Annotated in this window: 24 protein-coding genes and 1 other RNA gene; 5 read left to right on the top strand and 20 right to left on the bottom strand. The window is 56.1% G+C overall.

What is annotated here, in order from left to right; translation table 11 throughout:
* The first annotated feature begins 20 nt into the window (after positions 1-20).
* A complete protein-coding gene (locus NWF31_RS12810; RefSeq protein ID WP_258360903.1) occupies positions 21-968 on the top strand; it encodes a 4Fe-4S binding protein in 948 nt (315 codons plus the stop codon).
* 72 nt (positions 969-1,040) lie between these two features.
* On the opposite strand, the gene NWF31_RS12815 is transcribed toward NWF31_RS12810, so the two are convergent.
* Complete coding sequence (locus NWF31_RS12815) at positions 1,041-1,541, bottom strand: hypothetical protein (protein WP_258360904.1); 501 nt, start codon at positions 1,539-1,541, stop codon at positions 1,041-1,043.
* 577 nt (positions 1,542-2,118) lie between these two features.
* Between NWF31_RS12815 and NWF31_RS12820 the strand changes: the two genes are divergently transcribed.
* Together NWF31_RS12820 and NWF31_RS12825 are read left to right on the top strand one after the other, a co-directional pair.
* On the top strand, positions 2,119-2,727 hold the full coding sequence (locus NWF31_RS12820) for a C-GCAxxG-C-C family protein (RefSeq protein WP_258360905.1): 609 nt from the start codon (positions 2,119-2,121) through the stop codon (positions 2,725-2,727).
* Positions 2,728-2,749: 22 nt separating this feature from the next.
* A complete protein-coding gene (locus NWF31_RS12825; protein WP_258360906.1) occupies positions 2,750-3,940 on the top strand; it encodes an MFS transporter in 1,191 nt (396 codons plus the stop codon).
* A 121-nt stretch (positions 3,941-4,061) separates the two neighbouring features.
* On the opposite strand, the gene ssrA is transcribed toward NWF31_RS12825, so the two are convergent.
* The 6 genes from ssrA to secG form a co-directional block, all read right to left on the bottom strand.
* Positions 4,062-4,417: a transfer-messenger RNA gene (ssrA, locus tag NWF31_RS12830) on the bottom strand.
* A 3-nt stretch (positions 4,418-4,420) separates the two neighbouring features.
* On the bottom strand, positions 4,421-4,888 hold the full coding sequence (gene smpB, locus NWF31_RS12835; protein WP_258360951.1) for an SsrA-binding protein SmpB: 468 nt from the start codon (positions 4,886-4,888) through the stop codon (positions 4,421-4,423).
* A gap of 77 nt (positions 4,889-4,965) precedes the next feature.
* On the bottom strand, positions 4,966-5,232 hold the full coding sequence (locus NWF31_RS12840) for a YkuS family protein (RefSeq protein WP_258360907.1): 267 nt from the start codon (positions 5,230-5,232) through the stop codon (positions 4,966-4,968).
* 37 nt (positions 5,233-5,269) lie between these two features.
* On the bottom strand, positions 5,270-7,546 hold the full coding sequence (rnr, locus tag NWF31_RS12845) for a ribonuclease R (protein WP_258360908.1): 2,277 nt from the start codon (positions 7,544-7,546) through the stop codon (positions 5,270-5,272).
* 101 nt (positions 7,547-7,647) lie between these two features.
* The gene (locus NWF31_RS12850) at positions 7,648-8,199 is read right to left on the bottom strand and encodes an HDIG domain-containing metalloprotein (RefSeq protein ID WP_258360909.1); all 552 of its coding nucleotides are present in this window, start codon (positions 8,197-8,199) and stop codon (positions 7,648-7,650) included.
* An 87-nt stretch (positions 8,200-8,286) separates the two neighbouring features.
* Positions 8,287-8,511 (bottom strand): preprotein translocase subunit SecG, encoded by a 225-nt coding sequence (secG, locus tag NWF31_RS12855; protein ID WP_277999030.1) that lies wholly within the window; start codon positions 8,509-8,511, stop codon positions 8,287-8,289.
* Positions 8,512-8,724: 213 nt separating this feature from the next.
* Between secG and NWF31_RS12860 the strand changes: the two genes are divergently transcribed.
* Positions 8,725-8,934: a hypothetical protein gene (locus NWF31_RS12860; protein ID WP_258360911.1), complete on the top strand. Its 210-nt coding sequence runs from the start codon at positions 8,725-8,727 to the stop codon at positions 8,932-8,934.
* Between the two features lie 83 nt (positions 8,935-9,017).
* On the opposite strand, the gene NWF31_RS12865 is transcribed toward NWF31_RS12860, so the two are convergent.
* The gene (locus NWF31_RS12865) at positions 9,018-9,800 is read right to left on the bottom strand and encodes a DUF72 domain-containing protein (RefSeq protein ID WP_258360912.1); all 783 of its coding nucleotides are present in this window, start codon (positions 9,798-9,800) and stop codon (positions 9,018-9,020) included.
* 96 nt (positions 9,801-9,896) lie between these two features.
* Here NWF31_RS12865 and corA point away from each other — a divergent pair, with 96 nt between their 5' ends.
* Positions 9,897-10,847, top strand: coding sequence for a magnesium/cobalt transporter CorA (corA, locus tag NWF31_RS12870; RefSeq protein ID WP_258360913.1), 951 nt, complete (start codon positions 9,897-9,899; stop codon positions 10,845-10,847).
* A gap of 57 nt (positions 10,848-10,904) precedes the next feature.
* On the opposite strand, the gene eno is transcribed toward corA, so the two are convergent.
* The 12 genes from eno to rapZ form a co-directional block, all read right to left on the bottom strand.
* On the bottom strand, positions 10,905-12,191 hold the full coding sequence (gene eno, locus NWF31_RS12875) for a phosphopyruvate hydratase (RefSeq protein WP_258360914.1): 1,287 nt from the start codon (positions 12,189-12,191) through the stop codon (positions 10,905-10,907).
* 32 nt (positions 12,192-12,223) lie between these two features.
* Entirely contained in the window at positions 12,224-12,382 is a 159-nt protein-coding gene (locus NWF31_RS12880; protein WP_258360915.1) for a hypothetical protein, read from the bottom strand.
* Complete coding sequence (gene gpmI, locus NWF31_RS12885) at positions 12,373-13,890, bottom strand: 2,3-bisphosphoglycerate-independent phosphoglycerate mutase (RefSeq protein WP_258360952.1); 1,518 nt, start codon at positions 13,888-13,890, stop codon at positions 12,373-12,375. Before gpmI ends, NWF31_RS12880 begins: the two co-directional genes overlap by 10 nt.
* Before the next feature lie 103 nt (positions 13,891-13,993).
* A complete protein-coding gene (gene tpiA, locus NWF31_RS12890; protein ID WP_258360916.1) occupies positions 13,994-14,746 on the bottom strand; it encodes a triose-phosphate isomerase in 753 nt (250 codons plus the stop codon).
* 5 nt (positions 14,747-14,751) lie between these two features.
* Positions 14,752-15,945 (bottom strand): phosphoglycerate kinase, encoded by a 1,194-nt coding sequence (locus NWF31_RS12895; RefSeq protein ID WP_258360917.1) that lies wholly within the window; start codon positions 15,943-15,945, stop codon positions 14,752-14,754.
* Positions 15,946-16,411: 466 nt separating this feature from the next.
* Entirely contained in the window at positions 16,412-17,419 is a 1,008-nt protein-coding gene (gene gap / locus NWF31_RS12900) for a type I glyceraldehyde-3-phosphate dehydrogenase (protein ID WP_258360918.1), read from the bottom strand.
* Between the two features lie 226 nt (positions 17,420-17,645).
* Positions 17,646-19,031, bottom strand: coding sequence for an RNA polymerase factor sigma-54 (gene rpoN, locus NWF31_RS12905; protein WP_258360919.1), 1,386 nt, complete (start codon positions 19,029-19,031; stop codon positions 17,646-17,648).
* A 54-nt stretch (positions 19,032-19,085) separates the two neighbouring features.
* Positions 19,086-19,694 (bottom strand): DUF1405 domain-containing protein, encoded by a 609-nt coding sequence (locus tag NWF31_RS12910; protein ID WP_258360920.1) that lies wholly within the window; start codon positions 19,692-19,694, stop codon positions 19,086-19,088.
* 4 nt (positions 19,695-19,698) lie between these two features.
* Complete coding sequence (locus NWF31_RS12915; RefSeq protein ID WP_258360921.1) at positions 19,699-20,262, bottom strand: acyltransferase; 564 nt, start codon at positions 20,260-20,262, stop codon at positions 19,699-19,701.
* Positions 20,234-21,169: a DNA-binding protein WhiA gene (whiA, locus tag NWF31_RS12920; RefSeq protein WP_258360922.1), complete on the bottom strand. Its 936-nt coding sequence runs from the start codon at positions 21,167-21,169 to the stop codon at positions 20,234-20,236. The genes NWF31_RS12915 and whiA overlap by 29 nt, the downstream gene beginning before the upstream one ends.
* A 47-nt stretch (positions 21,170-21,216) precedes the next feature.
* A complete protein-coding gene (locus NWF31_RS12925; protein WP_258360923.1) occupies positions 21,217-22,557 on the bottom strand; it encodes a gluconeogenesis factor YvcK family protein in 1,341 nt (446 codons plus the stop codon).
* 6 nt (positions 22,558-22,563) lie between these two features.
* Positions 22,564-23,460, bottom strand: a complete 897-nt coding sequence (gene rapZ / locus NWF31_RS12930) for an RNase adapter RapZ (RefSeq protein WP_258360924.1) — start codon at positions 23,458-23,460, stop codon at positions 22,564-22,566.
* Between the last annotated feature and the right edge of the window lie 19 nt (positions 23,461-23,479).

Consider the following 23,479-nt stretch of genomic DNA (forward strand, 5'->3'; position numbering starts at 1 on the left):
TGTAGCGGGAGGAATGTCCAATGGAATGGGAACCGGATGCCCTGGCCAGGTTGGAAAGGGTACCGCTTTTTATACGAAAGAAGGTAAAAAAACAGATTGAGGATTATGTGCGGGAAAAAGCCGGCCGGGTAGTAACCGGTGAAGATGTAGCGGCAGCCCGCCGGGCCCTGGTAGGAGGAAAACGCCCGGAAATAAAGCAAACGACAGGGCAGGGAGGTGACCCTTCAGGACCGGCAGAAGCCACCCTGGAAACTCCGGCCGGCAGCCTGTCGTCCCAGGAACTGGCACGCATCGAGAACCTTGTAGAAAAGGGCCTGGTCATGGAGGGCCTTAAAACCCGTTACCATGAAGTAAAGGTATGCGGGGGTGCTACCGGCTGCCCGTTAACTTTAATCAACGACGCGGCCATCGCCCGAGCCCTGGCCCGTATTCTGGAAACTTCAGGGCTTGACCAGCACCTGGCAGGCCGGATCGACGGGCCGGTGCTGTTTCACCACAGGTTTAAGGTAGTCGTAGCCGGCTGCCCCAATGCCTGCTCTCAACCGCAGATCGCCGACTTCGGGGTAATAGGCCAGTCTTTCCCGGGCCGGGGAGACGACCATTGCAGCGGCTGCAGCCTGTGCGTTGAAAAATGCCAGGAAAATGCCGTCCGGCTTGAACCGGGAGGTCCCGCCTTTGATTATACCAGGTGCCTGGGGTGCGGTGATTGCCTGCGGGTATGTCCAACAGGAGCCATCAAAGAAAAAGTAAAAGGTTACCGGGTGCTGATAGGGGGAAAGCTGGGACGGCATCCCAGGCTCGCTGAAACCATCCTTGAAGGAGCAGAAGAAAACCTGGTGCTGATAGCCCTGGAAACGGCAGTCAGATTTTTCATGGACCACGGCCGCAAAGGGGAACGCCTGGGCCAGCTGTTAGAACGCACGGGCCGGGAAGCAATCACCGCCAGGTTACCGGGAAAGGCCCTTTAAGGGTGCGAAAACCCGGGATAATGAAATAAGCCAGCCTGATTTCCGGGCTGGCTTATTTGCCGTCCTGACTTTTTAAGTTTCTGTTGGCCTTTGGGTAAGCCCACGCAAGTTCTCCAAACGCCCCGTTGCATAAAGATAAAGCATAATCACAAGATGGATACCCAGGGAGAGAATGAAAGTCAAGGGCAGGTTCCAGTTGTAATAAAATAGCATACCGTTAGCCCGCAGGAGCAGGTGGATCAAGGTGGCGCCCAATGGAAAGGCCAGCAGTACAAGCACCACCGGCAAGAGGCTCCTGTACTGGGCCAGGAGATGGCTGAAGGTAATTACCAGCGGGAACCAGCTTGCCGCGAGGAAAAGGGGTATGCCGCCGATGCCGATCAGATCGACACGGCGAAAAGCCCAGAAACCCAAGTAATTTTGCATCAGGTAAATTACCAGGAAAGCCAGGACCAATCCGCCTACCAGGCCGATTAAGGCCAGTTCCTTGACTCGCTCCCAGGGCACGACCAGTAACATGAGTATCAAGCCGCCCAGGAAAATAATAGGTCCTGCCAGACCTTCTAAAACCATTTTCCATCACCTCAAGGATATTTTCCCCGGAAAAACTATAAATATACAGGTCATGAGGCACCGGCATATGTGAACCGGTTTACCCCGGAGGGCATTGTACCATAAATGGCACCATCGTCAGTTTATCTTTAGAGATAATGTTGCTCAGGAAGTACCACCCTTGGACTGAGCAACCGGAACAGGGTTGCTTCCCTTTTCATCTATAGACTGGCATGGTAATTGCATATAAGAAGGTCAAGGAAACCCCTGGCTTACCTTGTTACTTCATTCCCCGGCAATATGGGGTATCTTAGGCTCGGTTCTTGCAAGCGAAGATGCGGCAATACGTCCTGCTTATTGATGTGGTAGTTGGAATAGAACAACTTAAAAGAATGGGGGTGTTTATCAAAAGGCACGCCATTCCTTCAAATGGCGGAATATTGTGAAGGGATAGCGTTTTTATAGTTTCGCTGCTTCCGGAAAACGTGAACCTTCATGACGTAAGGAGGTGGTTACAGGGATAGGTAAAAGAAGCCTGTGAGTTTACCGTATCAAAACCAAGGCCGCATTAGCAACTTTTTTGGGGGGAGGGAACACCATGACGGACAATAATAAAAGTGGAATAATGGTATTAAATGGAGAACGAGTGACCGTCCCGTCCCCGCAAGGGACAGGTTTGGTGGTGCCGCCTTTGCCCTGGCCTTACAAAAAGCTTGATCCAGAAGTCGTTCGCAGGAGGGGATATGAGCTTTGCTTTGAAGCCGACAACTGTATGTATGGAAGTGGCGCCGCCCTGCTTCTTACCCTACAGGAAGAAATCGGCTTTCCCTATACCTGCATCCCGGCCGACATGTTCCGTTACGGCGCCGGAGGAGGTGTCGGGTGGGGAAGCTTATGCGGGGCTTTGAACGGCAGCGGGGCTATAATCGCTTTGGTGTGCAAGGATTATTTCAAGGTCTTCCGGGAACTCATAATATGGTACACGGGATTTGCTTTTCCCAGCGATAAGCATGAAGCTTACTGTAAATATGAAACCAGGGTTAGAACTGTGGCCTATTCGCCCCTTTGTAGCGACTCGCTGTTTAAGTGGGGAGCGGAAACGAAAGAAAGTATTCGTTCGGAGATACAAAAAGACCGTTGTTCCAAAGTTGTAGGAGATACGGCGGCCAAAACAGTAGAGATGCTCAATGCCCTGTTCGGTAATTAAAAAGGGAAAGGAGCCTGTTGTCATGAAACAGTCAGAGGGTAAAATCAAATTGGCCATATTAAGTGTTGGCATATTAATGATGGGCATTATGGCTATTGCCAGCGGGCTGTCGGTAATTGCCCAGCATTTCACCGAAGTATCCCAGCTTTCCATCCAGCTCCTAATAACCCTCCCCTGCATTATAATCATCATAGTTACTCCTATAGTAGGCAAGCTGCAGGAATACATTTCGATGAAGACGCTGGTTTTATTGGGTATACTATGCTTCCTGGTTGGAGGAGTTGTGCCGGCTTTCCTCACTTCCTTCACCCTGATACTGGTGTGCAGAGCTATACTGGGCGTTGGCATAGGGACGGTACAGGTACTTTGCCCGGCTATGGTCGCGGCGTACTTTGAAGGCGACGAGCGTTCGAATGTCATGGGCCAGCTGAGTTCGGCCCAGATGATCGGCTGTGCTGTAATGGTTTTTGCCAGCGGGTATCTGGCCATGATGGGCTGGAATATCACCTTCTATGTCCATCTTATCGCCCTCATCTCCCTGTTCTGCGTGGCGGTGTTTTTACCCCATACCAGGCCTATCAAAGGTGCCGGCGCTGAAGGCGGGCCTGCCGAAAAAGTCGAACTTACCGGTGCCGCCTATGGCTGGGCGCTGACCATGCTTATCTTCTTCATCAGCGGGTTGATCCTGGCGACATACCTGGCCTTCTTTGTAGCTGACCATAATCTCGGAACTGCCGCCCAGGCCGGGCAGGCAACCATGCTGTTCGCCATCGGCGGCTTTTTGATGGGCCTCGTATACGGCAGGCTGGCCCAGTGGGCCAAAAATACCAGCCTGGCTGTGGGGCTGTTCATAGGTGTTGTATCATATCTGATCATAGCTTTTGCGCCCAATATTTTCATGGTGTACCTGGGAAGCCTGATTTATGGTTTTTCGGTAACCACGGTTTTTGCCAGCATTATGGTTGGTACCTCTATGTCGGTGAAGCCTATTGCCGTACCCCTGGCCACTTCCTTTGTGGTAGCCGGCCAGAATCTGGGTTCGTTTTTATGCCCATACATCATAACTCCCGTATCGGCTTTAATGAGTTCTGACGTCAACATGTTTGCCTTTATAACCGGTGCTATCCTGTTTGCGATAATGGGCATTATCGCCCTGATCTGGGGCATGGCTAAAAACGCCAGGCCATCGGCGCCGACTAATATTAACGCATAAATGATGATAATTTCCGCAAATACCAATAAAGAAAACCCGGCTTTATTACTTTATTAAGAGCCGGGTTTCTTTTTTCCCTTTCCGGTTGCGAAAGGCCTCTAAACTTTAATTTGTGGTCTGGTGGTGGAGGCGGGGGGAGTCGAACCCCCGTCCGAAGGTGCACCCACAGTAGCTTCTACCAGGATAGTTTCCGTTTTGCGTCTCGCCCTCGGGCCTCCCGGAAACCGGATGCCCTCAGGCCAGCCTGATTGGAAATTCCCTTGAGGCCCCCAGGCCGGGGCCCTGCCGGTAGCCTGCTAGCTTTGACACCCGGTACTGGTCCCCGCAGGCCGGGACCAGGCGGATGGGCCGCTTAAATTAAGCAGCCAGAGCTAAATTATCTTCGGCACTTATAGCCGTTCCACCGTTTAACGAGCCGGTGGGATCTCGCCTGGCTACTACTGCCAATGCCACCCCCGTCGAAACCATTACGCCCCCATATTAAAACTTTTGCCGTTCACGGAAAGCTTTAGCGATTTCCCGCTGGGCATCGCGGGCGGCGATATCTTCCCTTTTGTCGTAAAGGCGCTTGCCTTTGGCCAGGCCCAGCTCTACCTTGGCCCGGCCGCGTTCATTGAAATACACCTTTAACGGTATCAGGGTCAAACCCTTTTCCCTGATCTTGCCGTACAGGCGCTGGATCTCATAACGGTGCATGAGCAGGCGCCTCGGCCGCCGTGGTTCGTGGTTAAAACGGTTCCCCTGTTCATAAGGGCTGATGTGCATATCGTGAAGAATTAGCTCACCGTTTTCGACCCGGGCATAGCTGTCCTTGATATTGGCCTTACCGTTGCGCAGGGATTTAACTTCCGTGCCGGTAAGGGCAATACCTGCTTCATAGGTCTCTAAGATAAAATAATCGTGACGGGCACGACGATTGTCCGTCACAATTTTTACCTGGCGGCCCATCGAGTTCACTCCCGCTCTCCCGCGTGTTTATTATATCACACCGGCCAGGGGTAACGTCAAGGGCCGCCAGTTCCTGCTTAACCTTGCAATTGCAGGCGCTCTTTTACCATAGCCGTAATTTCATCCGCCGTCCTGCCTGCAGCTTCAATCACCGGGATATCAGCTTTTATATCTTCCATGCCCAAAAAATTGGTTGCCTGCCCGCTCACAACGACGGCCCCGTATCCCTGCAACCGCGACGGCGTCAGATCACCCCTATCCACCCGCTCGACTTCGATGCCGTTTTGTGCCAGGTGATCACCGATGGCGCTGAGATTCTTTTCCACTGCTACCCGACGGGGCATAACCATGCCTCCTTTACTGCAGATATGTCTACGGCTATTATGAACGTCCCCGGGAATCTTTATTCCGTTTACGCCCCCTCTGCCCGCTAACCTTGCGCCTGGCCCTGTCTCCTCCAGCAACAGTTTTCTTTCGGCTCTTTTTCACCTTCTTAATGCCTTTTTGTGAAGCTGCTGTCCCCTGCCCCTTTGCGGTCATGTCCTCCGCTTTGACCAGCTCAAAGTCAACCTGCCGGGCCTCCACATTAGCCCTGGCCACCAGCACTTCTACCGGCAAGCCAATGCGGAATACCCTGCCGGTATGTTCTCCCACCAGGGCAAGCTGTTCCTCTTGATAATGGTAATAGTCATCAGCCAGGGTCGATACATGCACCAGGCCTTCAACGGTATTTTCCAGTTCCACAAAAAAGCCGTAAGGAACCACGCCGCTGATAACGCCGGAAAAAATTTCACCGATATGGCGTTCCATGTACTGTACCTTCTTCATATCCAGGGCTTCCCGCTCGGCTTCCTCTGCCATCTTTTCCCTTTCTGAAGCACGGGCCGCAGCCCGGGCTACAAAAGCCTCGAGTTCCGCCAGGCGTTGCGGCGTTAACCCGGCCGGGGACCAGGTTTCTCGCAAAATGCGGTGCACCACCAGGTCCGGGTAGCGGCGGATGGGCGAGGTGAAATGGCAGTAGAAAGGCGAGGCCAGGCCAAAGTGACCCAGGCACTGGCCGGCGTAACGGGCATGCATCATAGAACGCAGCAAGACGGTGCTGATTACCCGCTCCTCGGGCCGCCCCTTGAAGTTAACCAGTATTTCCTGGAAAGCAGCCGGTTTAACGCGCCCCTCCCTGTTGGGGCGGACCTGCACCCCGAAGTAACCCAGGAATTTATTTAGCTCTTCCATCTTATCCGGCGCCGGTTCTTCGTGGATACGGTAAACGGCAGGGACGGCCAGTTCGTACAGGTGCCTGGCCACCACTTCATTGGCGGCAATCATAAATTCTTCGATAATCCCTTCGGCCACCGAACGCCGGCGCGGGATAATGGCCACCGGCAGCCCCTGGTCGTCAAGTTCTACCTTGGCCTCCGGGAAATCAAAATCAATAGCACCCCGCTTTTCCCGCCGCTGCCTTAAAACTGCCGCCAGCCTGGCCATAAGCCGGAAATCCGGCACCAGCTCCCGGTAACGTTCCTGGAGTTCCGGGTCGCCATCATCCAGGATGCGCCGGACGGCGTCATAGGTCATACGCTCGCGCACGCGGATAATTGAGGGGAAAAGCTCGTAACTTTTCACTGTGCCCCGCGGCGTGATGGTCATCAGGGCCGTTATTGCCAGGCGGTCTTCGCCGGCATTTAACGAACAGATATCATTTGATAACCGGGGCGGTAGCATGGGGATCACCCGGTCCACAAAGTAGACGCTCGTACCCCGGTTAAAAGCCTCCCGGTCCAGGGCGCTGCCTTCCCGGACGTAGAAGCTGACATCGGCAATATGTACCCCCAGGAGATAATTACCGCCTGGCAAAAGCTCCAGGGACACGGCGTCATCCAGGTCGCGGGCATCGGCCCCATCAATGGTTACCAGGCGCCACTCCCGCAGGTCCCGGCGCCCGGCCAGCTCCCGGGTACTAAAATTCTTGCTTAAACCGTCGGCTTCGCGTAAAACCTCAGGAGGAAATTCAGGTTCCAGGTCGTACTTTTTGATTATGCTTAAAACATCTACTCCCGGCCGGCCCACCTGGCCAAGGATTTCCACCACCCGGCCTTCAGGGTTGCGCCGGGTCTCCGGCCAGCGGGTAATCTCTACGACGACCTTATCCTTTTCCCTGGCCCCGAGAGAATTATCCGGGGCGATTAAAATGTCCTGGTGCAGGCGGGGGTCATCGGGCACCACAAAACTTAAGTGCCGGGTAGAGGTAAAGGTTCCCACCACCCTTCTGTTGGCCCGCTGCAGGACGCGGATGATCTCTCCCTCCTGGCGGCGTCCCATAGTGCCGGGTAAAATCCTGGCCAGGACGAGGTCCCCGTGCATGGCCCCGTTGAGGTTAAGGGCACTGATATAAACATCGGCCTGCTCCCTTTCCCGGGGTACGACAAAGGCATAACCCCTGGGTGAAGCCTGGAGAAAGCCGCTGGCCAGTCCCATCTTTTCCGGCAAGCCGTATTTATCCTTGCGGGTACGGACGATATAACCTTCTTGCTCCAGGGTCTTTAACAACTCCCGGAAGGCTTCCTCATCCTCTACTCCCAGGGCATCCAGGAGCTCGGCCGCCGTCATGGGCCGGTAAGAACGGGTACGCATGAGGGACAGTAATTCTTCTCTATCCATAAAGGTTTCCTTTCTCAATTTTTAAGTTGATGATAACGTCTCACTATATTATTCCTGCCGCCCAGGTAAAAAGATACCCGGTTGTTTACCGGGTATCATGTCTAAAGGCCCAGCTCGCCGGCAATTGCCTGCATGGCTTCCAGGCCGATATGCATGAAGTCTTCCAAGGAGAGACCAAGCTCGCTGCAGGCAGCTATAGTTTCCCGGCTGGCCCCCCGGGCAAAGGATTTCTCGTGGTAACGGTTCATTAAGAAAGGAACGTCTATGATGGCCAGCTTTTTTTCGGGGCGAATGAGGGCCGCAGCTACAATTAAGCCCGTCAGGGGGTCGGTAGCATACAGGGCCTTGCTCATCAAGTCCGTCCTGGCCAGGCCGTGGTGCCCGTTATGGGCTTTAACGGCATATACCACTTCTTCCGGCAGGCCTTCCCGGGCCAGCATTTCCGCCCCCACCAGGCTGTGCCGGTGGGGAGCGTCTTTGGTGCTTTCGTAGTCGATATCATGGAGCAAACCGGCCAGGCTCCATTTTTCCTCATCCTCGCCGAAGTGCCTGGCCAGGGCCCGCATTACTGCTTCCACGGCGAGGCAGTGCTTGCGCAGGTTTTGATTTTTCACGTGTTTTGCCAATAACTGCAGTGCTTCCTGCCGGGTCATCAAACTCAACCTCCATGAAAAAAATTGGGCGCTGCCGCCCATTACATTTTTAAAGGATGTACTTTATGAAAATTATACCGGTGCCAATTAAAAAACCGAGAGGATCAGGGTCAATAGCAAGAATAAACCGGCCAGTACAGCTGAAACCTTGTTAAGAAAGGTATCGAGCCCTTTTTTCTTGCCAAAAATCGCTTCCGCGCCCCCGGCAATGGCACCTGAAATACCGGCGCTGCGGCCGGACTGCAAAAGGACCGTGGCAATCAGCCCGAGGGCCACCAGTATATCAATAACCAGGATAATGTTATACAGCAACAGCTTCACCTCCTGCCTACCTGCCGTGACGTCATAATTTTAACAAATAATAGCCCTGTAAAGCAAGGAAAAACGTAAATCTTCCTGCGCGTCCAAAACCTCAAACCACAGGCCGGAAAACAGTGAAATCATGGCAAAATAGTCTGAAATAGTCCTTGGGGAATTTAATGTATACATGATACAATATTCTCGGGACGGGATGGGAAGGAGACGATGGCGATGTTCCAGGAGGTTTATGATAATTGGGTAAAAGAAATCACCGGCGAAGGAAAAAAGGTTATGACTGCTCCTCCCACCGGTAGTATAGTGCCGTGCGAAATGACAGAATGCATCTATTGTTTAGACAACAAATACTGCGGTCGCCTTTACCCACCCCGCAACGGGGATGGGTATTGTAAAGATTTTATATCCATTAACGATTAGTGCCGGAAGGCACTTTTTTTATACCCCCGGGGCGGTTTAACCCTTCACGGCGGGCCAGTGTGACGGCTTTTTAGCTACACCCTTTAAGCCCCGGCCAGCAATTCCTTCAACATCCTGGCATTGGTTACCGCCTGGGAGTGATAATGGTTGTTAAAGGCCACAAAGACCCGTTCGGCCTGCCCGGCCAGGTAAGCTATGCCCGGCAGCCACCCTTTCAGTTCGGCTTCATTATAAAGGTAATCATAGCGTTCGTAGGCTTCGTCATGCCGCCACCACCGCTCCGCATTGCGGCCGTGAAAACGAACGTAAGCCACTGCCGCCGTACAGCGGACCACCGGCCCCACCAGCCCCGGCAGACCCGGCTCATCAACACAGGTATAGGCCAGTTCGTGACGCTGTAAGAAATCCCAGACGGCGTCATTCACCCAGCTGTTGTGGCGAAATTCTACCACCAGGGGGACATCGGGTAAAAGTTCTTTCAGCCTGGTTAAATGCTCGCGGTTGGCCTGGTTATTGCGGAAAGAAAAGGGAAACTGGAGCAGGACGGCCCCTAGCCGCCCCCTGTCAATCAGGGGCTGGAGGGCCTGGCGCAGTTGCCGGCCGTCACCGTACAGGCTGTCACCCCGTTCATGGGTCAGGGTGCGATAGGCTTTCACGGTAAAAATAAACCCTTCCGGCACCTTGCGGGCCATTTGCTCCAGGTTCTGGGGCCGCGGCAGGGCGTAATAGGTGGAATTTATTTCGGTAAAGTTAAACTCCCGGGCATAATAAGGGAGCATATCCTTCGCCGCCAAACCCGGCGGGTAGAAATGGCCCAGCCAGTCGCGGTAGCTGTAGCCGGAAGTGCCGATGTAGATGGCCGTCATTTGACCTCTCCATTTCCCTGGTAGTCCTGTGGGGTATCATTGAAATGCATATCTAATGGTAAACTAAAGCCGAATCCCTGTCCAGGGGTGACTGGTATGAAACACGTCTTAATTTTTTACCCGGCCCGGGGACTTAAAGAAGAGGTGCCGGAGGACTTTCAACCCCGCATCAGCGAGGCTTATACCTGGCTGGACCTGGTACAACCGACACCGGCGGAACTGGACCTTTTGACAGATCTTTTCCACTTTCACCCCCTGTCCGTAAAAGACTGCCGTCACCCCCATTATCGTCCCGGGATCGCCCAGTATGATGAATACGCCTTCCTCACCCTGCGCCTGGTCAAGCCCGGCCAGCGCTCCCTGACGGCAACCCTGAACGTCTTCCTGGGGCCAAGGTTCATAGTTACCGTCCACCAGGAAGAACTGGAGTTCGTAACTAAACTCTGGCACCAGTACCGCCGGGACCCGCAGCTTTTCCAGAAGGGCACCGACTTTATCCTTTACAGCCTGCTCGAACCCCTGTCGGATACCTTTTTTGCCTTTTTCGACCGTACTGAAGGCAAAATCGAATACCTGGAAGAGGAAGTCTTCCGCCGCCCTAACCGTCAGATCCTCAATCAAGTATTCACCTTGAGGCGCCAGGCCATTAAGCTGCGCAAAATTCTCGGCGCCCAGCGGGATATTTTGAACCTCCTGGCCTATCCCGAGTTCAAGCTGGTAAAGCCGGAAAACCGGGTCTTTTTCCTGGATATCTACAATGAAATGCTACGCCTTATGGACCAGGTGGAAACCTTTCATGACCTGGCCAGTTCCACCCTGGAAATCTATCTTTCCCTGACCTCCAATCGCCTGAACGAGATCATGAAGGTCCTGACGGTAATCACCACCATCATGATGCCTTTAACCCTCATCGCCGGCATTTACGGTATGAATTTCCGCTACATGCCGGAGCTGGAATGGCGCTACGGCTATTTTACCGTCCTGGGGGTAATGGCCCTCCTGGCGGCAGTGATGCTCTTTTTCTTCCGGCGCAAGGGATGGTTTTGAGAACACCGTAATGATTAACCCCGGCAGATTGCCCGCCGGGGTTTTGATTTGACTAAACTATTTCTTCAGGTTGTAGAAGGCCTTCAAGCCCGGGTAGAGGGCGGCGGCGTCCAGCTCTTCTTCAATGCGCAGGAGCTGGTTGTACTTGGCCACCCGGTCGGTCCGGGAGGGGGCGCCGGTCTTGATCTGGCCGGCGTTTACGGCCACCACGATGTCGGCGATGGTGGTATCCTCCGTTTCCCCGGACCGATGGGAGACAACGGCCGTATAGCCCGCCTTTTTGGCCATCTCAATAGCTTCCAGGGTTTCCGTCAGGGTGCCGATCTGGTTGACTTTGATAAGGATGGCATTGGCCGCCCCCATCTTTATGCCGCGGCCCAGGCGTTCCGTATTGGTGACAAAGAGGTCGTCGCCCACCAGCTGGACTTTATGGCCCAGCCGTTTGGTAAGCTCCTGCCAGCCCTCCCAGTCGTCCTCGGCCAGGCCGTCCTCAATAGAGATAATGGGGTACTTCTCTACCAGGCCGGCGTAGAAGTCAATCATCTCCGCACTGGTGCGGGTGACGCCTTCGCCGGCGAAGACGTATTTCCCGTCCTTATAAAGTTCCGTGGCGGCCGGGTCCAGGGCGATGAAGCAGTCCTTGCCCGGCTCGTAGCCGGCTCTGGTAATGGCCTCCAGGATGACTTCGATGGCTTCCACATTGGAACGCAAATCAGGGGCAAAACCGCCTTCATCGCCGACGGCCGTACCCAGCCCTTTCCCTTTCAATACGGCCTTCAGGCTGTGGAAGACCTCGGCGCCCATGCGGAGCGCTTCGGCAAAACTGCCGGCGCCGGCGGGCATGACCATAAACTCCTGGAGGTCGACGTTGTTGTCAGCGTGCTTGCCGCCGTTTAAAATGTTCATCATGGGCACCGGCAGGGTATGGGCATTGACCCCGCCCAGGTAACGGTACAGGGGCAGGCCCAGGGCATCGGCTGCCGCTTTAGCGACGGCAAGGGAAACTCCCAGGATGGCGTTGGCCCCCAGCTTGCCCTTGTTGGGGGTACCGTCCAGCTCGATGAGCTGGCGGTCCACTTCCCGCTGGTCCAGGGCATCCATGCCCACCAGTTCCGGGGCGATGATGGCATTGACGTTGTTGACGGCGTCCAGGACCCCTTTGCCAAAGTAACGCTTTTCATCTTTATCCCGGAGCTCTACGGCTTCATAGGCCCCCGTGGAAGCCCCCGAAGGTACGGCCGCCCGGCCCCACCCGCCGCCTTCCAGGAAAACCTCCACTTCAACTGTGGGGTTACCGCGGGAGTCAAGGATCTCCCGGGCATAAATGTCGTTGATAATGGTCATCGGACAACACCTCCGTGCATAATTTGGTTGCGCTATTTGTTAAACAACCGCGACGCCCGGCCTTTATTCCACTTTTGCTTCTCCCGGGCTGCAATGGCTTGAATCAGCCAGGCGCATGCGAGGGAAAAACCGGCCGCGCCACTAACCCTGACTTGCGCCGGCCACACAGGAATAATTATTCCTAGCTGCATTTTTTTATCAAGCTCTTCCCCGTCATCTCCGCCGGCCGGGGCAGTCTCAGGATGTCCAGGATCGTCGGAGCTACGTCCTCCAGGGCCCCTTCCCGCAAATGAACGTTGCGGTAGCCGGCGTCGACCAGGATAAAGGGTACCAGGTTGCTGGTGTGGGCAGTGTGGGGCTCCCCGTTGGGTTCCCGCATCTCTTCGGCGTTGCCGTGGTCGGCCGTAACCAGGAGGGGAGCCCGCCGTTCTTCCATAGCCGCAGCGATGCGGCCCAGACACTCGTCCACCGTTTCCACCGCGGCAATGGCCGCCGCCAGGTCGCCGGTATGGCCGACCATATCGGGGTTGGCGAAATTCAGGACAATAAAGTCATATTTATCCAGGCGTTCCAGGACTGCGTCCGTCACTTCCCGGGCGCTCATGGCCGGTTTTTGATCATAGGTTGCTACTTTCGGCGAAGGAATAAGCAAGCGATCTTCGCCGGGGAAGGGCTCCTCCACGCCGCCGTTGAAGAAAAAGGTGACGTGGGCGTACTTTTCCGTCTCGGCAATGCGTAGCTGCTTTAACCCGTTATTGGCGATGACCTCGCCCAGGACGTTGGTCAAAACCTGGGGCGGGAAGGCCACCGGCGCCGGGATGGTGACGTCGTACTGGGTCAGGCAGACAAAGTCGATATCCAGGCGGCCGCCGGGGCGGTCAAAGGATTCAAAGTCGCGGTCGACAAAGGCCCGGGTCAGCTGGCGCGCCCGGTCGGCGCGGAAGTTAAAGAAAATCACGCTGTCCTTGTCCCGGACCTGGGCCAGGGGCCGGCCATGGCGGGTTATTACCGACGGTTCCACAAATTCGTCGGTAATGTCCCGGTCATAAGAAGCCTGGATGGCCGCCGCCGCCGATGGGAAGGGGTGCCCTTCTCCCGCCACTAGGGCCCGGTAGGCCTTTTCCGTCCGCTCCCAGCGGCGGTCCCGGTCCATGGAATAGTAACGGCCCGTGATGGTGGCAATGGACCCTATGCCCCACCGCCGGCATTCTTCTTCCACCTGCTTGAGGTACCCAGCGGCACTGGCGGGGGGCACATCGCGGCCGTCCAGGAAGGCGTGGATGTAAACCTGCTGCAGGCCCTCCCTTTGGGCCAGTTCCAGGAGGGCATACAGGTGCTCCAGGTGGCTGTGGACGCCGCCGTCGGAAACCAGGCCCATCAGGTGCAGGGCGCCGCCCCGTTCCCTCGTCCCCCGAACGGCTTTAAGGAGCACTTCATTGCTAAAAAAGGTACCATCTTTAATGGCCCTGGAAATCCGGGTCAACTCCTGGTAGACTATACGGCCGGCGCCGATATTCAGATGGCCAACTTCGGAGTTGCCCATCTGGCCCGCCGGCAGACCCACAGCTTCCCCGGAAGCCCGGAGGCGGGTATGGGGATATGCGGCCATGAGGCGGCGGTAATTGGGCAAACGCCCCTGACTGATGGCATTGCCTTCGCCCGGATGGCCCAGGCCGAAACCGTCGAGGATCATTAACATTAAAGGACGATTGTTATTCACCAACACAACTTCTCCTGTTCCCTGCTCTTTTGGGGAGTTGCAGGATGGACGTCACTCCGACCACACAATCTCCCTTTTTATGCTAGTGTTCTTTGTAATTGACAATGGCGGCAAAGGATACGGCGTCCAGGCTGGCGCCCCCCACCAGAGCACCGTCGATATCCGGCTGGGCCATAAGTTCGGCGATATTTTCCGGCTTGACGCTGCCGCCGTACTGGATGCGGGTCGCCCGGGCCTTTTCACCGTACATGGCCCTTAAAGTCTCCCGGATAAAGGCGATGACTTCCTGGGCGTCGGCCGCCGTAGCCGTACGGCCGGTGCCAATGGCCCACACCGGCTCATAGGCCACCACCAGGGTTTCAACTTGATCCGCTGCCAGCCCCTGCAAACCCTCCTGGACCTGGCGGCCGACTACGTCCAGGGTGTTACCGGCCTCCCTTTCGGCCAGGGTTTCACCCACGCAGACGATGGGTACAAGGCCGTGGCGCAAAGCGGCATGGAGCTTTTTATTGACGGTGGCGTCGGTCTCGCCAAAGTACTGGCGCCGCTCGGAGTGGCCGATAATAACATAGCGGCAGCCGAGTTCTTTGAGCATTGGCCCGGACACTTCGCCGGTATAGGCGCCCCAATCTTCCCAGAAGAGGTCCTGGGCGCCGACAGAAATGTTGGAACCGGCGGCGGCATTGACTGCCGCCGCTATGGCCGTGAAGGGCGGGCAGACGACCACTTCCACGTCGGTGGCTCCTACCAGGGGCCGCAGCAGGGTAACCAGCTCCCTGGCCTTTTCCGTAGTATTATACATCTTCCAGTTGCCGGCAATAATGGGTCGGCGCAAGTCAATCACTCCTCAGCCTGTTTTTCCGTCAGGGCTACTACCCCGGGAAGGGCCTTGCCTTCCAGGAACTCCAGGGAGGCGCCGCCGCCGGTGGAAATATGCCCTATTTTTCCTGCCACACCAACCTTCTCTACCGCGGCCACCGAGTCTCCCCCGCCGACGATGGTCATGCCGTCCACGGCCGCTACGGCCCGGGCTACGGCCTCGGTACCGTGGGCAAAGGGCTCCATTTCAAAAACACCCATGGGCCCGTTCCAGACGACGGTGCGGGCACCGTTCAGGGCGTTGGCGTACTCGCGCGCCGTTTCGGGGCCGATGTCCAGGGCCATCCAGCCGTCGGGAACGGCATTGGCGGCCACTACCTGGTGGGGCGCGTCGGCCTTGAACTCCTGGGCCACCACCAGATCCCGGGGCAACAGCATTTTTACCCCCTGCCGTTCGGCCTGGGCCATAAGTTCCCGGGCCAGGGGGACCTGATCCTCTTCCACCAGGGATTTGCCCATGGAGTAACCCCTGGCCCTGAGGAAGGTGTTGGCCATGCCGCCGCCGATAATCAGGGTATCGACTTTGGTGAGGAGGTTACGGATAACACTGATCTTATCGGAAACCTTGGCCCCGCCGATAATGGCCACAAAGGGCCTCTCCGGATCGGCCAGGGCTTTGCCCAGGGTTTCGATTTCCTTCTGCAGCAGGAAACCGGCCGCCGCCGGCAGGTAGTGGGCCACGCCTTCGGTGGAAGCATGGGCGCGGTGGGCGGCGCCGAAGGCGTCATTGACGTAAAGGTCGGCCAGGGAGGCCAGCTTCCTGGCAAACTCCGGGTCGTTTTTCTCTTCTTCCGGGTGAAAACGCAGGTTTTCCAGGAGGAGGACTTCGCCGGGTTGTAGAGCGGCTGCCGCGGCCTTTACTTCCGGGCCAATACAATCGTTGACCTTATGTACCGGCCGCCCCAGGAGGCCTTCCAGTTCTTTAGCCACCGGGTCGAGGCGCAGTTCTTCCTTGACTTTACCCTTGGGGCGTCCCAGGTGAGACATGAGGATTACCCGGGCGCCACGGTCAATGAGGTACTGGATGGTGGGCAGGGCCGCCCGGATGCGGGTGTTGTCCGTTACCCGGCCTGCCTCCAGGGGTACGTTGAAGTCGACCCGTACCAGGACGCGTCTATTTTGGAGATCCAGGTCTTTCAGGGTTAACTTGGCCACCAGTCAAACCTCCTCGGGATATATGGTTTTATAAATGGTGATTACTTGTTAAGCTATAATCCTGCTACTCCAGGATTGGGGTACAGGCTCCGGTCTCCGGTGGTTCTCGGCTGGCAAACTTAGCGTTCAGCCTTGCTCGGCGGCGGGGGTGGCTTGGCTTTATCTCTTTGATCAATCAAAACGGGGCGTGGTAATTCTCGTTCCTGAGTTACGTTACGATCCCCCCCCGTTCACCGCCGCCTCACAAAGGCGTCGCGTAAGTATCTAGACGCCTCGAACCAAGTCGCCCTCCGCCTGTACCCTCCAGCCCATTGCCATAGCCTGCATTTTCATGATACGCTGTCGGGAGCGCCGCCCGCCGAGAGGGGCGGGCACTGGTGAGGGGTAATTGTGCCCATCTATTTAATCATTATGTTACCCTAATTGCCCCGGCATGCGAAACGGCCGCCTTGCGGCGACCGTTCCTTTACAGCCCTTTGGCAGCCATGAAAGCCGCCAGGTCGACGACCCGTTTGGAATAGGCCCATTCATTGTCGTACCAGGCCACAACTTTCGCCAGGGTGCCGTCGATGACCATGGTGGACAGGGCATCGACAATGGAAGAACGCGGGTCGCCGTTGAAGTCGCGGGAAACCAGGGGTTCTTCACAATAACCCAGGATGCCCTGCAGGGGACCTTCGGCGGCGGCCTTCAGGGCGGCATTAATGCTTTCCACCGTGGCCGGTTTCTCCAGGTCAACTACCAGGTCTACGACGGAAACGTTGGGGGTCGGTACCCGCATGGCCAAACCGTTGAGTTTGCCCTTCAGTTCGGGTAAAACCAGGCCGATAGCCTTGGCAGCACCGGTGGTGGTGGGAATGATGGACAGGGCACCGGCCCGGGCCCGCCGCAGGTCTTTATGGGTCAGGTCGAGGATGCGCTGGTCGTTGGTATAGGAATGGGCGGTGGTCATAAGGCCCCGCAGGATAGTGAAATTTTCGTGGAGGACCTTGGCGACCGGGGCCAGGCAGTTGGTAGTACAGGAAGCATTGGAGACTATATGATGGCTGGCGGGATCATACTTGTCGTTGTTGACGCCCATGACGATGGTGATGTCCTCGTTTTTGGCCGGGGCGGTAATAATAACCTTTTTGGCCCCCGCCTGGCGGTGGGCTGCCGCCTTGGTGGCATCCGTGAAGACGCCGGTAGATTCAATGACAATGTCAACGCCCAGATCCCTCCATGGGAGCTTGGCCGGATCCCGTTCGGCTATAACTTTAATGGCACGGCCGTTGACAACAATGCTGTCTTCCCGCGCCTCGACGGAGGCATTGAGGCGACCGTGGACGGAATCATATTTCAACAGGTGGGCATTGGTCTGGACGTCGGTAATGTCATTAATGGCAACAACTTCCAATTCGGGTTTCTCCAGGGAAGCCCGGAATACCAGGCGGCCAATGCGCCCGAAACCGTTAATACCTACCTTTACTGCCATATGTATATTCCTCCTTCAAGTATTGTTATTATAGCAAGGATGCCCCCGGGGAGCAATCAATTCCCTGCCATTTTTCCAGCCAAACTATCGTTATTATACCATAGGCACCGGGAATTTATAATAACGGCGGCTTGTACCTTAGGTCACTATTCAACACCAATCACCAAAATCCTCCTCTGAAAATAGCTACAATTACCTTTTCAGGGGGCATCTGCCCCCTGAAAGTCTAATAACGTTTTCTCTTAGCTGCTGCAGGTATACCCTGCTCGTCGCGGTACTTGGCCACCGTGCGCCGGGAAATCTTGATCCCCTGCTGCTGCAGCATTTCTTGCAACTGAAGATCCGTAAGGGGATTGGTAGCATCCTCCCGGCTGATGGCTTCGGCAATTATTTTTTTGATACTCTTGGCGGCGGCTGCGCCTCCTTTTTTTTCGACCCCGCTGGCAAAGAAGAACTTTAATTCAAATACCCCCCACGGCGTCTGGACATACTTGTTGGCCGTCGCCCTGCTGACGGTAGATTCATGAATGCCTAAGGAGGCGGCTACCTGGCGCATGGTGAGGGGCTTCAGGTACTTTAACCCTTTGTCGAGGAATTCCCGCTGCTCCTGCACCAGGCAGTTTACCACCCGGTAAAGGGTCAGGCGGCGCTGTTCCAGGCTGCGCATAAGCCAGGCCGCAGCGTTGAGCTTGCTTTCTATAAAGCGCCGGGTCGCCTGGTCTAGACTTCCCTCCTGGCGCATTAACGTCTGGTAAAAGGGGTTGATCCCCAGGCGGGGCATGGCCGGATCATTGACCAGGACAACATAATCCTTACCAACCCGTTCAATGATAACGTCGGGAACAATATAGCGGTTCTCTTCGCCGCCGCCAAAGGAGCGACCGGGCTTGGGGTCCAGGGTACGAATATAATCTACTACTTCCTGGACTGCCGGCAGGCTCATATTTAACCGCCGGGCAACCCGCTTTAAGCGTCCTGCGGCGACATCATTTAAAAAATAGCGGACAATTTTTTCTGCAGCCGGGGGAGCGTCTTTCCGCTGCTGCATCTGGATCAGGAGACACTCCGTAAGATTCCGGGCTCCTACACCCGGGGGGTCAAAACGCTGGATTAATTGTAATACCCGCCACACAGCTGCAGGAGAAACCTTCAAACAGGCAGCCGCTTCCCTGATACTGATCTTCAGGTAACCATTGGCGTCTAGATTGCCGATTAAGAAAGTGCCGATCTCCAGCTCGCGGGTTGTTGAGGCCGTTATTTTTAACTGGATCAGCAGGTGATCCTGCAGGGTAGGCTGGCCGGTCAGGAAGTTCTGGTAGTTCCATTCCGGCCGTTCTTCCCGGGGAACCCTGACATAACCCAGGTCACTGCCGTCCTGGAAATATTCCTGCCAGTCAATTTCAAAGGCTTCGTGCTCATCTGCCGCTTCATCGGTGAGAGCAGTGTCTTCTTCATCTTTTAACTCCAGCAGCGGGTTTTCCTGCAGTTCCTGCTGGACATATGCAGCCAGTTCCAGGGTGGAGAGTTGCAGGACAACAATGGCCTGGCGCAGTTCCGGTGTCATAATTAGCTTTTGCGTCTGTTCCAGGTTAAGGCCCAGGCGTTCGCGCACCGCTTTCCTCCACCCCCTGCAATTTATTTAATTTATATTATTCGTGCCCACGCGTTATTTTTCCTGCCTCCGGGGCCAATTTATTGCCCGGAACAGGTACCACAGGCTTAAAGCCAGGCTTAAAACAACAGCTGTTACCAGGGCCAGGTTTTCCTGTCCGGGACTGAAGAGGTACGGGTGCAATCCCAGCCTATAATCAACAAAGTCATTTACCCCCAGCCACAAGACCACCAGGACAAACTGGGAAATTGATACCGGCCAGTGGCGCAGGAAGAGAAAGCCTTCAACCGTCATACCCAGGTGGGAGAGCCACAGGCCCGTCTCTACAACCGTCACCGGGGCCCCGGATAGCCAGTAGTCACTAATTATTATTACTGCCCACAGGCCGTATTTTATGACCGCCGCAGCTGCCACCGCCCGCAGGAAGCCGCTTTCCCGGCGGCAATATGCCAGGATCATGGCCAGGCCAAAAAGGGTGGTGGCCAGGGGACTATCGGGGGTAACGGGCCACCATATTAAAGGTGTTTCAGCCAGCTGCTCCCGGTACCAGTAGTAACCATAAAGCGAACCCAGGAGATTAACGGCGGCTAGGGTTACCAGGAACAAGTTCTGGTAGGGGGCTTCCCAGAGAAGGTGTTTTAGCCAGCGAAAAAAATGCAACATGTAATTAATTCCTATCCCCTTTAAAGGCATTATTATCGTTGAGGTATTTGTCACTATCCGGAGAAGTATCTTCCGGCTCCATATCACTCACCCTGCCTATCACCCGCGCCGGGACGCCCCCGACTATGGTTCCCGGCGGGACATCCCGGGTAACTACCGCCCCCGCACCGACAATAGCCCCGTCGCCGATGCGTACTCCTGGTAAAATGGTGGCGTTGGCGCCAATGAGGACCCAAGATCCAATTTCTACTGTCCCCAGGCGGTAAGCGCGGGGTAAAAACTCATGGGTCAGAATAGTAACATTATATCCAATAATACTCTCGGGACCAATATGAATAAGATCCGGCCTCAAGATGTCGGGCATGACCATCAGGCCTACGGCAGCCGTCGGTGCTACATTCATCCCCACCAGGTGGCGTAATAGCCAGTTTTTTAAGGGTAAAAAGGGTAAAAAACGGCTTAGTTCAATCCAAAAAAAATTCCAGGCCACCCGCCATAAAGGGGCAATGCGGCACCAAAAGGCCATGCCATTGTGCCCGCTAACCGGAAAGGTTGTCGTCCGCCGCATCTGTTTCCCCCCTCCGGGCCCGCACCTGCCTGGTCAGGTTTTCCAGGCGGCGCAGGCGGTGATTGACCCCCGACTTTCCCACCGGCGGTACCAGCATTTCTCCCAGCTCCTTTAAACTTGCTTCCGGGTGCTGGAGACGCAGAGCGGCTATCTCCTGCAGGCTGGCCGGCAAACCCTCCCATCCCAGGGTCGCCACCAGGTAGCGAATGTTTTCCACCTGGCGCAGGCCCGTCTCAACGGTCTTGCTCAAATTGGCCGTCTCACAGTTCACCAGCCGATTGACACGGTTGCGCATTTCTTTAAAAATAAGGACGTTTTCATAAGCCAGAACGGCGCTATGGGCCCCCATCAGGCTTAAAGCCCGGACAATTTGCTCGCTGTCTTTCAGGTAAAGAACCAGGCTGCGCTGGCGCCGGCTGAGGCGAGGTTGAAGATCCAGGTGCTGCATAATGTCCTTGAGGCGGGCAGCCTCTTCTTCTCCTTCAATGAGGAATTCCAGGTGATGGGTCGCCGCCGGTTTATTGACGGAGCCGGCGACCAGGAAGGTACCCCGGAGGTAGGCGGCCCGGCAGCACTGGTGCTCCGGTACCCCCTTCCTGGCGGCAAGCCAATCATTGAGAGCCTCCCTGCCGGCGGGGGTTAGCACCTTAAAGACCGGCCGGCCTTTACCGCCCCGGCGCTCGGTATTTACCTGTACCGGCAGGCCCAGTGCCGCCCTGGCCAGGGAATAAACCCTCCTGGCTGTAGCCGCATGAGGGGTAACCAGCAGGACGCCCTCACCTCCCGGTAAAGGAGGTAATTTAGCCAGGCGTAAAATGGCTACCAGTTCGGCCTCGGTACAACAGGACCGTCGTTTTTTCACCCTGGCCAGTTCTTCTTTGGTTTCATAAGAGAAAGATATAGCCATAAGACCCTCCGTAAACTTCGAGGTTGATAACGCCGGCCAGGCAGGCGTTAGGCACCGAGGTTACGAAACTTCTCCCGGATTAAAAAACTAAAACGCTGGCGGCTGCGGGAATGGCGGTGGTAAAACTCTTCTATAATTAAGGCGGCCAGGCGTTCCGGGTGGTGCCGGACTAAATGGGTTTCGTCCACCAGCCAGCCCGTACGCAGCTCAACGCCCATCCTGGCAACTGCCGGTCCATCAATCACAACCGGGCGCGCCCCCTTTTCCCCGTAGCGCCTCAAGGCCCCGCGGGAAATAGGGCCTCGATGGGCAATTACTACGTCCACCAGGCCCGGGCCGCAGTGATCGATAATGGCCTGGAGGTGATCGCCAACTTTATAACCGTCAGTTTCCCCCGGTTGGGTCATGATATTACAAACATAGAATACCGGCGCCCGGGCCTGGCGCAGGGCTTCGGCCAGGCCGTGCACCAGTAAATTGGGCAGGACACTGGTATAAAGGCTCCCAGGCCCGATAATGATGGCATCGGCCCTGGCTACTGCTTCCAGGGCGGCGGCCGGCGGCCTGCAGGTGGACGGCTGTAAAAACACCCTTTTAACCTGCTTGCCGGCACGGGGGATATTGCTTTCGCCCAGGATTACGGTGCCGTCGGCCATTTCGGCTCCCAGGACGACCTGGCTGGTCGTCGAAGGGATAACCCGGCCGCCAACAGCCAGCACCCGGGCCAGTTCCTGGATAGCCCGGTCAAAATCGCCGGCTATATCCGTCATGGCCGCCAGCAGGAGATTGCCCAGGCTATGACCGGCCAGGCCCTCACCCTGGTGAAACCTGTAATTGAATAATTCCTCCATGAGGCTTTCGGTATCGGCCAGGGCCACCAGGCAGTTACGGATATCCCCCGGCGGGGGGATTTTTAACTCCTGGCGCAGGCGGCCGGAGCTGCCGCCGTCATCGGCCACCGTTACAATGGCCGTCAGATTGCGGGTGTACTTTTTCAACCCCCGCAGCAGGACGGCCAGCCCCGTCCCCCCGCCGATGGCTACTATATGGGGACCCCGGGCCAGGTACTGGCGCCGGTAAAAAAGCTGCCAGGGGTTGCCGGTAGTGCCGGGTAACAGGACTTGAAAAACAGAACCGGCCAGGCGCTGGACGCCCAGGATGATAAGGGCTATGCCCAGGGCTGCGGCCATCACCCCGCCCAGTAAAGGTGAACCCAGGGCCCCCAGGGTATGAAGGATAAACCAGGTAATGCCCTTTTCGGCCGAGGCCAGGAGTGTAATACCCAGGATTACCGTTAACCCGGAAACAAGTAAGAACAACCCCACGGCAGCCAGCAGCAGCCAGCGTTTGATCTTTAAACCGGGGTAAAGCCACTTTAAACCTTCCATCCGCTTTTACCTCCTGCCGCTGCTGCTCAGGTAACGCAGGACATCGCGATGCTTGACGACTACATCGTAATTATCGCCCCGGAGTATTTCCCCCAGCTTATTGGCCAGGGTTACCGAGCGGTGCTGGCCGCCGGTGCAGCCAATGGCAATGACCAGGTGAGATTTGCCTTCCTGCTGGTAATGGGGGATCAGGAAGCGCAGGAGGGAGGCAAACTGTTCGACAAACTGGCGGGCTTCGGGAGCGGCCATAACAAACTCGGCTACGCAGCGGTCGTGGCCGGTAAAGGGGCGCAGGTCCTGGTTATAAAAAGGATTGGGCAGGAAGCGCACATCCATAACCAGATCGGCATCCAGGGGAATGCCGTATTTATAGCCAAAGGAAATAATGCTAACTACCAGGTGCCGCCAGTTGTCGCCGAAGAGTTCGGTTACCTGTTCTTTAAGCTGGCGCGGCGTTAGTTCGGATGTATCGATAATCTTGCTGGCCCGGCCTCGCAGTTCCTCCAGGCGCCGCCTTTCGGCAATAATGCCCTCTAAAATCTGGCCGCCTGAGAGGGGATGACGGCGCCGTGTTTCTTTATAGCGCCGCACCAGGATTTCATCGGCCGCCTCAAGGAAAAGGATCTCGTAGGGGATACCCCGCCCGTCCAGGTAGACCAGGGCTTCCTCCAGGCCGTCAAAAAATTGGCCGCCGCGGATATCCATGACCAGGGCTACCTTGTTTATTCCCTCACCCTCTTTGGCTGGCTGCCCCAGGAGATCTACCAGCCCCGGGATCAGGGAGGGAGGCAGGTTATCAACGCAGAAAAAACCAAGGTCTTCGAGACAACGAACAGCCTGGGTCTTACCGGCGCCGGAAAGACCGGTGACAATGACGAGACGAGGATAACTGCCTGCCGGCACTAATCTCCCCTCCCTTAAA

The organism is Neomoorella sulfitireducens, assembly GCF_024733845.1.
Lineage (GTDB): Bacteria > Bacillota > DSM-521 > Neomoorellales > Neomoorellaceae > Neomoorella > Neomoorella sulfitireducens.

Coding starts and splice junctions, on each gene's coding strand:
- NWF31_RS12810 (WP_258360903.1), top strand. CDS start 21: ATGGAATGGGAACCGGATGCCCTGGCCAGGTTGGAAAGGGTACCGCTT.
- NWF31_RS12815 (WP_258360904.1), bottom strand. CDS start 1,541: ATGGTTTTAGAAGGTCTGGCAGGACCTATTATTTTCCTGGGCGGCTTG.
- NWF31_RS12820 (WP_258360905.1), top strand. CDS start 2,119: ATGACGGACAATAATAAAAGTGGAATAATGGTATTAAATGGAGAACGA.
- NWF31_RS12825 (WP_258360906.1), top strand. CDS start 2,750: ATGAAACAGTCAGAGGGTAAAATCAAATTGGCCATATTAAGTGTTGGC.
- smpB (WP_258360951.1), bottom strand. CDS start 4,888: ATGGGCCGCCAGGTAAAAATTGTGACGGACAATCGTCGTGCCCGTCAC.
- NWF31_RS12840 (WP_258360907.1), bottom strand. CDS start 5,232: ATGCCCCGTCGGGTAGCAGTGGAAAAGAATCTCAGCGCCATCGGTGAT.
- rnr (WP_258360908.1), bottom strand. CDS start 7,546: ATGGATAGAGAAGAATTACTGTCCCTCATGCGTACCCGTTCTTACCGG.
- NWF31_RS12850 (WP_258360909.1), bottom strand. CDS start 8,199: ATGACCCGGCAGGAAGCACTGCAGTTATTGGCAAAACACGTGAAAAAT.
- NWF31_RS12860 (WP_258360911.1), top strand. CDS start 8,725: ATGGCGATGTTCCAGGAGGTTTATGATAATTGGGTAAAAGAAATCACC.
- NWF31_RS12865 (WP_258360912.1), bottom strand. CDS start 9,800: ATGACGGCCATCTACATCGGCACTTCCGGCTACAGCTACCGCGACTGG.
- corA (WP_258360913.1), top strand. CDS start 9,897: ATGAAACACGTCTTAATTTTTTACCCGGCCCGGGGACTTAAAGAAGAG.
- eno (WP_258360914.1), bottom strand. CDS start 12,191: ATGACCATTATCAACGACATTTATGCCCGGGAGATCCTTGACTCCCGC.
- NWF31_RS12880 (WP_258360915.1), bottom strand. CDS start 12,382: ATGCAGCTAGGAATAATTATTCCTGTGTGGCCGGCGCAAGTCAGGGTT.
- gpmI (WP_258360952.1), bottom strand. CDS start 13,890: ATGTTAATGATCCTCGACGGTTTCGGCCTGGGCCATCCGGGCGAAGGC.
- gap (WP_258360918.1), bottom strand. CDS start 17,419: ATGGCAGTAAAGGTAGGTATTAACGGTTTCGGGCGCATTGGCCGCCTG.
- NWF31_RS12910 (WP_258360920.1), bottom strand. CDS start 19,694: ATGTTGCATTTTTTTCGCTGGCTAAAACACCTTCTCTGGGAAGCCCCC.
- NWF31_RS12915 (WP_258360921.1), bottom strand. CDS start 20,262: ATGCGGCGGACGACAACCTTTCCGGTTAGCGGGCACAATGGCATGGCC.
- whiA (WP_258360922.1), bottom strand. CDS start 21,169: ATGGCTATATCTTTCTCTTATGAAACCAAAGAAGAACTGGCCAGGGTG.
- NWF31_RS12925 (WP_258360923.1), bottom strand. CDS start 22,557: ATGGAAGGTTTAAAGTGGCTTTACCCCGGTTTAAAGATCAAACGCTGG.